This window comes from Desulfosarcina widdelii (assembly GCF_009688965.1).
Taxonomy (GTDB): Bacteria; Desulfobacterota; Desulfobacteria; order Desulfobacterales; family Desulfosarcinaceae; genus Desulfosarcina; species Desulfosarcina widdelii.
This window is the reverse complement of the sequence record NZ_AP021875.1, coordinates 770,375-785,364: the sequence shown is the minus strand read 5'-3', so window position 1 is coordinate 785,364 and position 14,990 is coordinate 770,375. Positions and strand designations below refer to the sequence as shown.

Here is a 14,990-nt window from a genome sequence, read left to right as displayed (position 1 = left end):
TCCTGCATGTTTTCCGTTTAGGTGATCGTTATGGCCGGCGGCAATCGGACTGCTGCGGCGTGGTTTATCCGTTTTCGACGGGGTGGGCTGACGGTTTCATAAAGGCCGTCGGACTGGTTTCCCGGATATATTTACGGATGCCCCGTACAATTCCGTCACACAATTTTTCCTGGTATTTGGCGTTTGTCAGCCGCTTGCACTCTCTTGGATTGGAGATAAAGGAGGTCTCCACCAAAAGAGCCGGCATCTGCGCACCGAGGAGCACGTAAAACGGTGCCTGTTTAACGCCCTTGTTGCGAATGTGGCTGTAGCTCTTTTTCAGATGCTGGCACATCTCCCGCTGGACCATGGCCGCCAGGCGGCTGGATTCGCTGATTTTGGCGTTCTGCATCAAATCGTTTAAAATCGACTCCAGGTCGCTGATGTTCTTGGCAGAAGTGGCATTTTCCCGGGCCGCCACCATGATGGCATCGTCGTCGGTGGCCAGGTTTAGAAAAAACGTTTCGATGCCGTAGGCCCTTTTGTCCCGGATGGCATTGGTGTGAATGGAAATAAACAGGTCGGCGTTCTGGGTATTGGCGATGGCGGTGCGCTCCTCCAGCGTCAGATAGCGGTCGGTGGTCCGGGTGAGAACGACATCGCAGTTCAGATCACTTTCTACTTTTCGTGCCAGTCGTTTGGCAATCTGTAGAACCACGTCTTTTTCGTGAACCCCTTTCAGATAGCCCGGCGCACCGTAATCTTTGCCACCGTGGCCCGGATCGATGACGATACGCTGGACCCCCAGGGCCAGTTGTCGGGCAATGGCTCCAGGCGGCAGCTTGCCTGTCCGCTGCCGTAAGGCCGGTTGGCTTTCTTGGGCCACGGATTTTTCCGTTTCCAGCCCCCAGACGTCCAGTACGATCCGAAAAGGATTTTTCAATGAAAAAATCTTGTAGGTTTTAAAGGATTTGATGTCCACGACGATGCGGACGGTTTCCTGGCTGTACTGCCCGGCCCGTGCATCGCTGAGCAGTTCGTCGTTGATGGGAACGAATTTCTGGATGTCTTTGCCCAGCCGGCTCTTGTTCAAATCAATGTAAAGCCGCTGGGGCTTTTTGATAGACGGATCCTTTTTCAGCAATCGGTGGGAGAAGCGGGTTTCCTGGTCGGCATCGATAACGATCCGCGTGTAGCTGGGGTTGGACCAAAAACGCAGACCCTTGACGGTAACCAGACCGTTTGGCAGGAGCGCGGCTTCTTCCGAAACCGAATCTGACGCAGATTGGCTGCCGGCGATGATTCCGGCCAGCGGATCACCGGCATCCGTTTTTGCTGTCGATGCAGTGCCCTTCTCGTCAGATAGCTGCGCATCGGCTTTTTGGGCGTAAGCCGATCCGGCAAACTGATCTGTGACCTGCCGGAAAATATCCGTTGCCCGGTCGCCGTCGCTTTTTCGTTTCGATACTTCAGACAACCCTTTATACAGTTCCGCCATCCGATAAAGGGATTCGGCGGCAAAGGGCCCCTTTTCGTCGGCCCGGTAGGCGTCCTGAAAGCGATCGATGGCCTTTTCCCACTGGTCCCGGTATTTCTGTTTGGCGGGGCTGTTCATCAGCCGTTTGTACACGGCATTGGCCGTTTTAAACTTCCCCTTTGCCGGCGATGGCCGGGAAGACGCCACCGGTTTGTTCAGCTTGGCCAACTGCGCTTTCGATTTGGGGGTATAGCGGCTCTTGGGAAAACGCTGAATCACCCGCTGGAACAGGTCCACGGCTTCTTGTCGGTCCGTGGTCAGGTAGGAGCGTTTGGCCAGGTCCAGGTATAACAGTCCGGCGTTATAAAGGCCGGCGGCGGCCCATGGCCCCGAGGGATCGAGCCGGTAAACCTTTCGGTATTTTTCGATGCAGGCCAGCCACTTGTCCCGATATTTCTGGTGGCGGGTATTTTTCTTGAGCGCCGCGGCGGCATTTTCAGCCCGATAGAACTGCTGCCGGGCCGTAAGAGCCCAGGCCGGCCAAACAAACGCCGCCTGGACAAAAAAGACGATTGCGATCAGTCGCAACAGGCATCGTTTTTGGTGGGCTTTCGTCCGCATCGTCATGGATATCGCACTCAGTACACAATCGATTGGGCCTTGATCTGCAATTCGTTCAAGGCGTTCAACGCATCAATGGGGGTCATCCGGCTCACATCCATCAACTGGAGCGACTCAACCAGTTTTCGTTCCATGGAGCTGAAAAGTCCCAACTGCACGTGACCTTTGGCGGGCTTGGTCTTCTTTGCGGCAGCAGCAGAATTATCGACCCGGGGATGCTCTCCCGCCTCGACCCGGGCGAGAATCTTTTTGGCGCGGCGAACCACCGGTTCGGGAATCCCGGCCAGGCGGGCCACCTGAATTCCGTAGCTGCGATTGGTACCGCCTTTGACCAATTTTCTCAAGAAAATGATCTCTTCGTTCCACTCTTTGACAGCGATGTTGTAATTCTTCACCCGGTCAAACTGCTCTTCCAGTTCAGTCAACTCGTGGTAGTGGGTGGCAAAAAGGGTTCGGGTACCGGTTCCGTTAAGGTCGTGCAGGTATTCTGCCACGGCCCAGGCGATGCTCAGCCCATCGTAGGTGGAGGTGCCGCGTCCGATCTCGTCCAGAATAATCAGACTGTCAGCGGTAGCGTTGTTGACGATGTTGGCCGTCTCCTGCATCTCCACCATGAAGGTGCTCTGGCCGGCCGACAGATTGTCCAGTGCGCCCACCCGGGTAAAAATGCGGTCGGTTATCGAAATGCCGGCCCGCTCGGCCGGCACGAAGGCGCCCATCTGGGCCATGATGGTCATCAGGGCGACCTGGCGCAGTACGGTGGATTTACCGGCCATGTTGGGACCGGTGATGATCAGGACCTGATTTTCCCGGTTGTCCAGCACGATGGCATTGGGGACAAAACGCTCAGCCGTGATCAATTTTTCCACGACGGGATGGCGCCCTTCTCGAATATCCAGCGTCCCGTCGGTGTTGATTTGCGGACGGCAGTAATCGTTGTTCTGGGCGACTTCGGCAAAAGCGGCCAGGCAGTCGACCCGTGCAATGAAGCGGGCGACGTCCTGGATGTCGGTGTGCCGTTTTTTTACCTTGTCCCGAACGTCCAGAAAAATCTCCTGCTCAAGGCTGGCGCGCTGTTCTTCGGCATTGAGGACACGCGCTTCGAACTGTTTCAGATCGTCGGTAATGTAGCGTTCCGCATTGACCAGGGTCTGTTTGCGTACATAGTGGTCGGGTACCGCTTCGCTGTGGCTGCGGGGAACCTCGATAAAATAGCCGAAAACCTTGTTGAAACGCACCTTGAGGGTGTTGATGCCGGTATGGTTCCGTTCTTTTTCCTCCAGTTCGGCCAGCCAGCCTTTGCCGTCCCGGCTGATGCGGATCAGTTCGTCCAGCTCTTCGTGATACCCTTTGCGGATCATGCCCCCTTCGCCGATCACCGGCGGGGCATCTTCCCGGATGGCGCGGTCGATCAGATCGGCGAGTTCGTTTAAAACCCCGATATCCGTATCATAGCGAAAAAAAGGCGCCGTCAACCCTTCCAGGTTCACGAATATTGCGGTCAGGGCCTGGATGGATTGTTTCAGAGCGGTAAGATCGCGCGCATTACCGTGTCCCATGGAGATCTTGCTGCCCAATCGTTCCAGATCCCTGACCGCCTTGAGACTTTCGCGCAGCTGCTTGCGGGTTTGCATCTGCGCTATGGCGTCGGCCACGGCATCCTGCCGTTCTTCGATACGAACCGGGTCCAGCAGCGGATACCGCAGCCAGTGGGCCATGAGCCGACCACCCATGGCGGTCACTGTTTGGTCGACAATACCCAAAAGGGTTCCCTGGCGGGTGCCGTTGCGCAAATTGGCGGACAACTCGAGATTTCGGCAGCTCTGGTCGTCCACCACCAGAAAGCGATCCAGGGAGTAGGTCTGGATGGATTGAAGGTGTTCGATTTTCTGACGCTGGGTTTCGCTCACATATTGGATCAGCGCCCCGGCGGCTCCCACGCCGGCCTTTAAGGATTCACATCCGAACCCTTCCAGCGAGAGCGTGTCGAACTGTTCCAAAAGACGCCGGCGGCTGACATCGAAGGCAAACATGCGGTCTTCCATGAGGCTGACCGCACGATTGGAATCCTGCCCGAAAATGGTGCAAAAGGGCTCATCGGACACCAGGGATTCGGGCAGCAGAATCTCTTTGGGTGCGACCCGCATGATTTCATCGATGACGGCCGCCGGATTTTTCGTTTCGGTAAGCCGGAAGGTGCCGGTGGATATATCCAGGCTGGCCAGACCGAGCATCTGCCGACACCGGGAGACGGCAAGGATGTAATTGTTGCTTTTTTCGTCTAGCAGTTCGTCTTCGATGATCATGCCCGGGGTGACGACACGCACCACATCTCGCTTGACCAGCCCCTTGGCGGATTTGGGGTCCTCCATCTGATCACAGATGGCGACCTTATATCCCTTTTCGATCAGGCGGGCGATATAGCCCCGGGCGGCCCGGTGCGGGACACCGCACATGGGAATCGCAGCTTCGTCTTTTTTATTGCGGGACGTAAGGGTGATCTCAAGTTCCCGGGAGGCAAGTTGGGCGTCTTCAAAAAACATCTCATAAAAGTCGCCCATGCGGTAAAACAGGAGAACGTCGGGATACCGCTCCTTGATGGAGAGGTATTGCTGCATCATGGGGGTGGTTTTAGCGGTCGCCATTAAACAGAATTACATTCGGGCCGGATGTGCACCATACCAGATCGTGTGAAGGGCTCTGCCCGGGTGGACGGATCGTTGACAGGGATATTGGATCTCGCCGTGGTGACAACGGCAGGTTTGGGATCATTTCACCTCGTCAGCCGTTTCCAACGGTTCTTCTTCGACGATGGGCGGCACATCGGCAGGTACGGCAGCGGCAGTGGCAGTGGCTTCGGAATTCGAAAGTCGTTTTTCCAGGGACGACACGGTTTCGACCAGGCTGGCCTCTTTGGCCTTGAGCGTCTTAATGGTCTTGGCGTCCCTGAACTGCCTGAACAGTCCGAAAAAATAGGAAATCAGCACGCCCACCAGAAAAAAGGCCACGAAAAAAATCGCATTGGCCAGAAACGGCGTTTCATAATAGAAAAACCCAAGGTCGAGCATCAGGCGGCTGTCGGCCATGAAAAACCCTCTGTTCTGAAAAATCAGCAGCCCCACAAAACCGAAAATCACGACCCATAAGGCGATTTTCACCTTTTTCATAGCCTGTTTCTCCCTCGCCTGGCTTCCGTATTAAATGTGACGGGCTCGTAAAACCCTTTGATTATCAAGCATCTTTATCCTTTTCCACCCGAAAACTCAACCCTTTTTTCCTTTCATGGGGACCAGTTCCACCTGGCCCCAGGCCCCCATTTCACGCCCGCACACCGCCACGATCCCCAGAACATCGACGATGGATCGTCCGAAGGAGACTGCCGATTCGATATCTTTAGGGGCTTTGATCCGGTTGGCAATGGCGGTGGCCGCCGCATCGGCCAGGGCACAGGAATGCGCGACCACGCAAGCCGCGTCGGCCATGCCTCTGGACAGGGAATGGCCCACCGTTCCAGACGAGGTGCACACGCCGATTCCATCGTTGGTCTCGGCCAGTCGAATGCCCATTTTCATGCTCAGGGGCGAATGACCGGCAAACAGCCCGACAACTGCCGGCCGGTCGGTTTTCAGGAAGATGTCTCCGCCATTTTCCACCACCACCTGCCGACTGTGTGCCAGAAGATGACGGCCGACGTCGCCGGCGATCGCCCCGGCAACGGCCGCCATGGGTCCCACGCCGGCGGTATTGCCGGCCCGAATCATGTTGCGCACGATTGCAGGCGCCATAGCATCCTCGCGCCAGGGCGCCAGCGTGGTGGCAAAGGCCGGGTAGCGCCGGATGTAGCCTTCAATCTGACCCCGCAGTTCCAATATTCGCTCCCGGGTTAGCGCTTCAAGCGGGCGCTCAGCTCGAACCAACAGATCCGTTTGCTGGCAGACCACCTCGAAGCAGGTCAGGCCGGCGCCGAAAACCAGTTGCCGATAGGTTCGCAATCCATAACCGGCCGGTGCCGGGGGACGACGATTGGAGGGCGGGGTCATTGAAACGGACTTTCCGGTTCACAGTGGGGCTGCCGGTCGCAGGCGCTCCGGGAACTGATGTAAAAAATAACGGTCTGTCATGCCGGCAATATAATCTCGCACGATCTCCGGGGGCGTGTGGCCGGCGATATACGATTCCGACATATCGGCCAGAAAACCGGAGAAAATATCCGAGTCGCGCTGGTTGGTTTCCAGTTCTTCCAGGCGTGTCTCGAACAGCCTGGCAAACAGCTGCCGGATGGTTTCGGAATGGACCTTGCTCTTGGGGTTCGTATAAATTCGCTCCAGATTGAAATCCTTGAGCGTTTTCAGGGCATCGGAAATTTCCGGACTGAAGGCGATGGAACGCTTGCCGTGACTGTTGTGAATCACGTCGGTGACCAGTCGGTAGACAATGGTGCCGTTGGTATTGCCCAATCTGCGAACGATGGCTGATGGGATATCGCTGCGCCGGAGTATCCCCAGACGAATGGCGTCCTCCAGGTCCCTTCCGATATAAGCGATGGTGTCCGCCATGCGTACGACGCACCCTTCCATGGTCATGGGAATCAGCAGATAATCTGGATCGGTCTTTTTGGCCGCGATCTCTTTCTCGAAATCGGCAAAATCCTTGTCGGGGTTGGGCGCCAGGATGCGGTTGTGGATTTCGCCGTCATGGCATAAAATGCCGTCCAGGGTCTGCAGGCAAAGGTTCCAGCCACGGCCCTTACGCTCCACGAAGTCCAGGAACTGGATGCTCTGGATATTGTGCATGAAATAGCCGATGCCGGCCTTTTGGCACAGCGCGGAAAGATACCGTTCTCCTTCGTGCCCGAATGGGGTGTGTCCGATGTCGTGTCCCAGTGAAATTGCTTCGATGAGATCTTCGTTGAGTCGCAGAAAGCGACCGATGGTACGTGCAATTTTGGAAACCAACTGCACGTGCAGCACCCGGTGGGTGATGTGGTCGTTGGGGATCAGGTAAAAGACCTGGGTTTTGTCGATGTAGCGGGTGTACGCCCGACTGTGGAGAATCCGGTCTGCATCCAGGGAAAAGGCCATGCGGTAGCCGGCTTCGGCGTCGGTAATCGGATTCCGGCGAACGCCGGAATCGCTGAACGTGGCACAGGCGGAAAAAATTTCCCGTTCCCGCCGATTCAGATCCGTCTTCAGTCCGTCGAGCAGGACCGGCGGTCGGTAGGCTTCAGATTTGTCCATCGTCGATCATTTGCTCCATCATCTTAAAATAGTCAATACCGGCGGCACGAAATCCTTCGCGCCCGTATTTCATGTTGGCCTCCAAAATGGTGTACCCGTCACCGTCGCGGCAGATGTCAATGCCCACATCGTTCCAACGGCAGACCTGCGCCGCCTGCCTGGCCAGGGCCAGTGCCGGTTCGGGGACGGGATCCAGGCCGATGCGCCCTCCTCTGGCGACATTGGTGCGAAACTCGCCATCGGCTGCAATTCTCCAGTAGGCGTGGACCACCCGGCTGCCGATCACGACTACACGGATGTCCCGGTCCAGGGGAATGTACTGCTGGATATAGGCCACGTGCCGGTCTTGGGTGTACGCCTCCAGATCGTCGCGATTGCCGATGAAAAACACCCCACGCCCCATGGCCGATCCCCGCGGTTCCTTGGCGACGCAGGGAAAGGAAAAATGCCTTGAGATCTTCGATTGTTGTCGCCGGCCGTAAAACACCCGCGTTCGGGGATGGGGCAGTCCGGCCAGTTGAAGCAGCGCGGTCTGTTTGATCTTGTCCTGAACGCATTTGTAGGTGTGGTAGCTGGGAAAGGTGGTTTTGCCCACGGCATCGAAAAGATCGGCGTAAAATGCCGTGGGATAATAGATGGTCTCCGCTTCGCGGATCCACTGCACTTCCTGCGGGCTGTAATCGCCGAAGTTGGGCCGCACCCCGATGGTGCGGACATTGCGGCAATCGCGCAGGCGCGCCTCCAGTGCCAAAACCAGCCGGGCCATGGCTACAGCTTGGCGACGATGGCCTGAACCACCTGGTCCAGGGCTTTGGCAAAAGAACTGTCGCTACTGCCTGCGGCGATGGGAGTCCCTTCATCGCAAGCTTTGACCACGTTGGGATCGAAAGGCAGCGTGCCTAAAAAGTTCACCCCCATGGTTTCGGCGGTTATCCGGCCCCCCCGGCTTTTGAACAGTTCCACCGTCTTGCCGCAGCAGGGACATACAAACGGCCCCATGTTTTCCACCAGCCCCACGATGTCCAGGTTAACGGCCCGGCAGAAACTGATCGATTTGCGTACGTCGGCCAGGGCCACGTCCTGGGGCGTGGTAACGATCAGGGCTCTGGCACCGGTGATGGTCTGGGCAACGCTTAACGGTTCGTCTCCCGTCCCCGGGGGCGAGTCGACAATCAGAAAATCCAGATCGTCCCAGAGAACGTCGGCGATAAACTGGCGGATCACACCGGTTTTCGCAGGCCCCCGCCAGATAACGGCTTGGTCGGGGTCCTTCATCAACGATTGCATGGAAACCACTTTCAAACAGTCGCCCACGGCTTTGGGAACCGCCCGCTGATCTTCGGACACGTCCAAAAGGCCTTCGATCCCGGTCATGGCGGCAATGCTGGGACCATGCAAATCGACGTCCAGAAGGCCGGTGGGAAACCCCTTGCCCGCCAGCGCAACGGCCAGATTGGTGGCAAAACTGGATTTGCCCACCCCTCCCTTACCGCTCATGACAATCAGTTTGTTTTTTATTTTCGACAGGGTCTGTTCCAGGTTACGGTCCTGCACATCGCCGGTCGCCTGCTGGCTGGCCCCGCTGCATCCGCTGTTTTCAGGTTGTTTCGCAATCATCGCTTCTCTTTCTCGGTTGGGTTGAAAAAATGGCTGCCATCCGTTTTTCCATCCGGCCGGGATGGCTCCCTGCCCAGTACAAACGCCGACACCGGTCACAAGTCCGGAATCGGGCGTGGCGCTGCCAGACGTAGTCCGGCACCCGCCCTTTAACGGTCTGCCGGTCCACATCATGCAGCTTGCGGTTGCAAACCAGACAGCGACGGAAAAGGCGCAGGTCGTCGGCTACGATCTTCAGCTCCCGCACCACCTGCAAAAATTGGCGCCAGGGGTCGTTTTCTCGGATGAACACCGGATTGCGATCCTTGTATCGCAGCCGCAAAGCCCTTGTTCGGGTCAGGATAATCCGTTTCGGGTCTAACGTGTGCCAGAAATCGTCTTGCGCGCCCTGGGGAGCGCAGCAGGTATCGAACCCGGCGGTGCGCAGATGGCGCGCCAGCTTTCCCAGCGTGGCATCGGTTGCGAAACGAAAGTTCCGTTTCATGACGGCGACCCGATTTACGAGGGTGTTTTTAACGGAACGAACAAATGGTCGTCCAACAGGACGTTGGCGTTGTATCGTTCCAGTACCATGGTTATCCGCTCCCCCTCGCCACCGGTCAAATCGATTCGTCGAGGCAAATCGTAACCGTCGACAACCTGCCTTCCGTGTATTGTAAGGGTATGGGTCATGCGTTGGCTGCTATCGAACCATTCCGAGCGCAGTGGCTTCTTGTGGGCATCCACGCTGATACGCTGGCGGGTCCGGCCCTTTTCGTCGATGAAAACCAGCCAGGCTGGATCGCCTTCGCTTAGGGGTATAAATCGGGCCAACCGATTCTCCTCCAGTGGTATCCGCCCGACCATCACTTCCAGCAAATCGTCCACACTGACATCGATCTGGAGCATTCGCCGCAGGCTGCCGCTGCCATAGCGCTTTTTATAGGTTTCACCGGATGGATGCCTGACAAGGAACAGATGTTTGCCATCGCTGGAAAAGGTTCCGGCTGAACCACCGAAGGGGGCGAACATGTCGATCCGCAAACGATCATTCAAGGCTCCGGCCATGGCCGCACGAAAGGACTGGACCGCCTGTCCTGGAGCGGCCAGGGTCATCTTCCCCAGGCATTTAAAACGGATCAGGCCGGCGTTGGTCGTTTTCAGCCGGGCAACCATCTCTTCGGCAGCCGGATCGCTTGGCACCTCGACCTGCGGACCGTACGCACATCCCCACAAGGCTGCCCAAATGCATAGCAGCAGTAAAACTGCCGGCAGGTGCGAACGTGATGAGATTTCGATCATTGGTTCAGCAATTGGATTTTCTTTTCCACCGACGCCTTTTCGGTGTGGCCGTTTTCAATGGACTGCCGGTAGCTTTGCAGCGCCTTGGAAACCATGCCGAGCTTGCTGTAAACATCGCCCAAATGCTCCCTGACGATGGGGTCGTCGGGAACCAAACGGGCCGCTTCTTCCAACAGCGGTAGGGCTTTGTCGTATTGACCGCGCTTAAAATAGACCCAGGCCAAACTGTCCGTGATGTATCCGTCGCCGGGTTTGTGTTCCAGGGCCTTGCGAATCAGCCGTTCGGCCTCGTCCAGATGAATGCCCATATCGGCATAGGTATAACCGAGGTAATTGAGGGCATTGGCGTTGTCGGGCTCAATTTGGAGCACCTTTTTCATGGTGGCAATGGAAGCATCCTTTTTGTCCCATTTGTCATAGACCACACCCAGGCGGAAATAGAGTCGCGGATTTTCAGGATCGATGGCAAGCCCATCTTTCAAAGCCTTTTCGGCTTTTTCATACGCTTCGGCCTGCTCGTAAAACGATCCCAGATACAACCTGAACTCCGGATTTTCTGGGTCTTTTTGGATGGTGTCCAAAAGAAAGTCGATGGCGGCCTGAAGCTTTTCCATCTCCTGGTATAGCAGTGCCGCGTGAACGGCGGCATTCTGGAAAAAACGCGAATCGGGCGCGACCTGCTTCAATTGATCGATGGCGGCTTCCTTTTCGTCGAGTCCATCCAGGGAAACGCCGGCCAGGTATTTGAGGTCCGAGTTCTCCGGCGCGCCTTTGAGAAGTCCCCGGATGATGACAATAGCGGCCTCGTAGTCCTGCGCATCGATGTATTGTCGGACCAGGATCCGAACGATCTCCTTGTCTTCCAGGCTCATTTGGCCCAGTTCGTAAAATATCCCGGCCGCCTTTTTCTTGAATCCCCGGCGATAAAGAACGTGGCCCAGCGCCATTTTTGCCTGAGTATTGTTCGGGTTCCTTTTGAGAATTTCTTCGTAGACGGCAGTGGCATTTTGGTACTTTTTCTCCGATTCGTACAACCCACCCAGCTCAAAACGCGATTCGACAAGATCGGGCTCGATTTCCAGGGTCTTCTCATAATACCGTTGGGCCGCCCTGGCGTCACCGTTGATTGAACTGATGCGGCCAAGGAAAAAATATCCGGCATAGGATCCGGGAAAATGATCGACCAACTGCCGGTATACGGTTTGCGCCTCTTCCCAGAGCTGCTGGTCCATGTACATGCCGCCAAGAACCAGGTAGACATTTTGACGGGTTGGGTCCAGGGCGATCACCCGCGAATAAGCGTCGATGGCTTTTTGCGAATTTTTCAGGTTCTGGTTGACCCGTCCGGCCAGAAGCAGGGTATCGATATCGTCGGGATGGTCTTGGAGAATTTCATCCAGCAGTTCGATGGCCGCAGTCGTGTTTTTTTTCATCAGCCACATGCTGGCCAGTTCGCGTTTGAGATAAACCGAATCCGGATCCAGTGCCTGCGCCTGCTGCATGATCTCGATGGCCTGATCGACTTGGCCTTTCTTGAGGCTGAGATGGGCTTCGGAAAACAGATAATAGGCGTTGACCGGCCGCTCTTTTGGCTGACCGGGTTTCACCCCCTGAAGGTTCGCACCCTGCCAGGCGCAGCCGGCAAAGCCGATAAGGCAATATAAAATTGCGATGTTGATCAAGTTCAGTCTTTTCATCGACGATTCTTTCGGCTCGGATTCCTGTATCGAAATTTTGGTTTGGCGGGCAGCACGATCGGTTGGCCATTGACAAGCGTTTATTTCGACAACGAACTGGTGAAATGCGGTCAGGAAACGCCCTCGGTGTAAGTCTCGAAATCGGGGATTTCCTTTTTGAAATAGTCCCTCATCTTTTTGACGACGTTTTTTTCCACCTGCCTCACCCGTTCGCGGGAAATACCGTATTTATCGCCGATCTCCTGGAGGGTGACCGGCGTATCGGAAAAAATCCGGCGGTCGAAGATGTCCAGTTCCCTTTCGGTCATCTGGGTTCTGAACTCGGCGATTTTTTCGTTGAGCAGGGACTCCATCTCCTTTTTGGCCACCGTATCTTCCGCCGATTCGGACTCCGTGCTCATGAATTCGATCCGTTCGGTATCCGAATCTTCCTTGAGCGGCGCGTCCAGAGAGATGTCCCAGCCGTCCAGACGCTGATCCATATCCACGATCTCGCGTTCGGAAACCCCCAAACGCTGAGAAAGCAGTTTGGGTTTGGGATCGAAACCCTCGTCGATGAGTTTTTGTTTCTCTTTTTTGAGTTTAAAAAACAATTTCCGCTGCCCCTGAGTGGTGCCGATTTTCACCAGCCGCCAATTGTCCATGATGAACTTGAGGATATAGGCCTTGATCCAGAAAGAGGCATAATAGGAGAATTTGACATTTTTATACGGATCGAATTTTTTCACCGCCTGCATGAGACCGATATTGCCCTCTTGAATCAGATCCAGCAGGTTTTGCATCCAGACCCGTTGAAATTCCAATGCAATTTTTACGACCAGCCTTAAATTGGACGTCACCAGGCGGTAGGCGGCTTCCTGGTCGCCTTGCTCCTGAACCCGTTTGCCCAACGCCACTTCCTCTTCCCGGGTCAACAGGCTGTATCTGCTGATCTCCGAAAGATAGCGTTGCAGAGGATCATATTTGACCAGAGATTTGTCGCTGGTCTTTGGTTGCGTCTGCGGCTTGCTGTTTTTGACCTTGGAAGCCGCCGGTTTTTTCTTTGCTTTTTTCATTCCCCTTACCAAAGTTTCCGGGAAGTTTGTTCCCGTTTAGTATCATGGGCCGCCAATCGGTCCGAAACGGCGGTCCAGCGGCCGTATTGAGCGTTCTGCACTCACGGTGAGCCCGTTTTTCGTGTAGACTTTTAACGGCTGTTATGCTACGGATTCTGTCTGCTCAAGCGCCTGTAGCTCAGCTGGATAGAGCAACGGACTTCTAATCCGTAGGCCGCAGGTTCGAATCCTGCCAGGCGCGCCACCCCGTTTTCCTTAAATGGCCCGTATCCTTCCATTTTAACTGGGAAGGAAACTGCAGCCATTCCCATTAAAGTCTATTAGTATAACATATCTAACCACATTTTGAAAAAGGATTATTGGCTTCGGGAAATCTACGGAAACCTATGGCGATGATAGCCTTGAAATTTTCCTGAAAACTGAAAGGCCGGGCTCTTGATCTCCCGGCACGGTGGGGCTCTGTCACTGCATGGGGTGGTTGGTTGCAGCGTCGACCACCCCATGTCGGGTTTTCGTTGCGAATTGTGCTCGAATTTATAAAAAGCCGGGAAAATGGCAGGGAAGGATGTTAAGGCCACCCGGGCCTGTCCGGCGTAAGGGATGTTCCCCTCGCCGGATTTATTCTACAGGCCTGAGTTTGAGAATGTTTTTGGCTCGATCGATGAGCTGTTCTCCTTTGAACGGTTTGACGATATAATCCTTGACGCCCATTTTGACAATCTGCATGACGTTCTCTTTGCCCGATTCGGCAGTGAGCATGATTACGGGGATGTCTTTCAAAGCGCTCTCCGCCTTTAGTTTTCCCAGCATTTCGATGCCCGTCATCACCGGCATGGTAATATCGAGGATGATCAGGTCCGGCATCTCCTTGGCGGCGATGGCCAGGCCTTCCACACCGTTTTCGCCTTCAAAAAGTTCGCAGTTGTATGGTTTAAAAGCCTTTTTGACGATCATCCGAATGGTTTTACTGTCGTCAACCGTAAGGATCTTGTAGGCCATCTTTTACCTCCGAAATAATTTGATATTTGTTTCAACCGCTTTCGAAGTAGTAGTATCGGTTATAACTCTCGATTCTTTAGCGAATAATTGAAAAAAACAACAACTCGGGCCGGTCGGCCGAGATGCCCGCATGGGGTCGGGGTGCCCGCTAAAAACGCAGCGGTTCAATCCGAGGCAAAAAGTATGCGGACACGGTCCATTTTGCCTTCAAACCCATCGATTACATCCTGGATTTGAGATTCGCTCAGTTCCAGGGATCGGGCGACATCTTCGTCTTCTTTGTAATAATCGTCGTCTATACCGTTTCCAATCCCCATCTTTCGGATAATGGCATCGGCCAGGTAAACGACAGACGCTTCCGAATAGCACTCTTTTGCCAGCAAAGGGGTATGATAGCAACGGAGAATACACTGAAGCGATGGCGGGAAATGCCATTTTTCAGCAAGCATGGCACCGATCTGGGCATGATCGAAGCCAATGACCCGCCGTTCCGCCTCCTTGAAGGTGATGTCCAGGCTTTTCACCAAGGCCAGAATCGATTCGATCCCCGTCCGCACATATCGATTCAAAACGACCTTGCCGATATCCCGTAACAGGGCGCCGGTAAAAGCCAGACTGCTGGGTTTGATTCCTTTGAGGTCTGCCAGATCCCCGGCGACAATCGCCGCCGACACGGCGCTCTCCCAAAGTTTTCCGGCGTCCAGTCCATATCCTTCATGGGAACCGCGAAAACTTTTCGAACAGCTTACCAGAAGAATCAGATCGATAACCTGATCCATCCCCAGATAGACAATGGCTTGCCTGGCATCTTCGATTTTTCCGGGCAGCCCGAAATAGGAGGAGTTGGCCAGTTTCAGGACGTTGGCCGTCAAGGCGGGTTCGTGGCAGATGATCTCCGAGAGGTCGGCGGTTCCGCAATCCGGGTCATCCAGTAGCGCCATGACTTTACCGGCCACGTCCGCTACGGGTTTCAGATGGTCGATTTCCTCCAGAATAGAGGTAATCGTCAATATCATCAATCGGTCTC

The 14,990-nt window shown here is 55.2% G+C and carries 13 protein-coding genes and 1 tRNA gene; 1 reads left to right on the top strand and 13 read right to left on the bottom strand.

The window, feature by feature from the left end:
• Positions 1–64: 64 nt before the first annotated feature.
• From GN111_RS03650 to GN111_RS03600, 11 genes are all read right to left on the bottom strand, one after another.
• Complete coding sequence (locus GN111_RS03650) at positions 65–2,044, bottom strand: N-acetylmuramoyl-L-alanine amidase (protein ID WP_231715663.1); 1,980 nt, start codon at positions 2,042–2,044, stop codon at positions 65–67.
• Positions 2,045–2,094: 50 nt separating this feature from the next.
• Positions 2,095–4,722 carry a DNA mismatch repair protein MutS gene (gene mutS, locus GN111_RS03645; RefSeq protein ID WP_155302446.1) on the bottom strand — a complete coding sequence of 876 codons (2,628 nt, stop codon included), beginning with the start codon at positions 4,720–4,722 and terminating at the stop codon, positions 2,095–2,097.
• A gap of 123 nt (positions 4,723–4,845) precedes the next feature.
• On the bottom strand, positions 4,846–5,244 hold the full coding sequence (locus tag GN111_RS03640; RefSeq protein WP_155302445.1) for a hypothetical protein: 399 nt from the start codon (positions 5,242–5,244) through the stop codon (positions 4,846–4,848).
• 96 nt (positions 5,245–5,340) lie between these two features.
• Positions 5,341–6,117 carry a UPF0280 family protein gene (locus GN111_RS03635; protein ID WP_155302444.1) on the bottom strand — a complete coding sequence of 259 codons (777 nt, stop codon included), beginning with the start codon at positions 6,115–6,117 and terminating at the stop codon, positions 5,341–5,343.
• An 18-nt stretch (positions 6,118–6,135) separates the two neighbouring features.
• Positions 6,136–7,314, bottom strand: a complete 1,179-nt coding sequence (locus GN111_RS03630; RefSeq protein ID WP_155302443.1) for a deoxyguanosinetriphosphate triphosphohydrolase family protein — start codon at positions 7,312–7,314, stop codon at positions 6,136–6,138.
• The gene (locus GN111_RS03625) at positions 7,301–8,080 is read right to left on the bottom strand and encodes an ATP-grasp domain-containing protein (RefSeq protein WP_155302442.1); all 780 of its coding nucleotides are present in this window, start codon (positions 8,078–8,080) and stop codon (positions 7,301–7,303) included. Before GN111_RS03625 ends, GN111_RS03630 begins: the two co-directional genes overlap by 14 nt.
• A gap of 2 nt (positions 8,081–8,082) precedes the next feature.
• Positions 8,083–8,931, bottom strand: coding sequence for an Mrp/NBP35 family ATP-binding protein (locus GN111_RS03620; protein ID WP_155302441.1), 849 nt, complete (start codon positions 8,929–8,931; stop codon positions 8,083–8,085).
• A complete protein-coding gene (locus tag GN111_RS03615; RefSeq protein ID WP_155302440.1) occupies positions 8,912–9,415 on the bottom strand; it encodes a Mut7-C RNAse domain-containing protein in 504 nt (167 codons plus the stop codon). Before GN111_RS03615 ends, GN111_RS03620 begins: the two co-directional genes overlap by 20 nt.
• Before the next feature lie 14 nt (positions 9,416–9,429).
• Entirely contained in the window at positions 9,430–10,113 is a 684-nt protein-coding gene (locus tag GN111_RS03610; RefSeq protein WP_155302439.1) for a LolA-like protein, read from the bottom strand.
• Positions 10,114–10,208: 95 nt separating this feature from the next.
• Positions 10,209–11,909: a tetratricopeptide repeat protein gene (locus GN111_RS03605; protein WP_155302438.1), complete on the bottom strand. Its 1,701-nt coding sequence runs from the start codon at positions 11,907–11,909 to the stop codon at positions 10,209–10,211.
• 110 nt (positions 11,910–12,019) lie between these two features.
• Positions 12,020–12,964, bottom strand: a complete 945-nt coding sequence (locus GN111_RS03600) for a sigma-70 family RNA polymerase sigma factor (protein WP_155302437.1) — start codon at positions 12,962–12,964, stop codon at positions 12,020–12,022.
• Between the two features lie 167 nt (positions 12,965–13,131).
• On the opposite strand from GN111_RS03600, the gene GN111_RS03595 reads away from it, so the two are divergent.
• Positions 13,132–13,208 (top strand) — tRNA-Arg (locus GN111_RS03595).
• A gap of 374 nt (positions 13,209–13,582) precedes the next feature.
• On the opposite strand, the gene GN111_RS03590 is transcribed toward GN111_RS03595, so the two are convergent.
• Both GN111_RS03590 and GN111_RS03585 read right to left on the bottom strand, forming a co-directional pair.
• On the bottom strand, positions 13,583–13,963 hold the full coding sequence (locus tag GN111_RS03590; RefSeq protein ID WP_155302436.1) for a response regulator: 381 nt from the start codon (positions 13,961–13,963) through the stop codon (positions 13,583–13,585).
• Between the two features lie 164 nt (positions 13,964–14,127).
• Positions 14,128–14,979, bottom strand: a complete 852-nt coding sequence (locus tag GN111_RS03585) for an HDOD domain-containing protein (protein WP_155302435.1) — start codon at positions 14,977–14,979, stop codon at positions 14,128–14,130.
• Positions 14,980–14,990 lie beyond the last annotated feature (11 nt).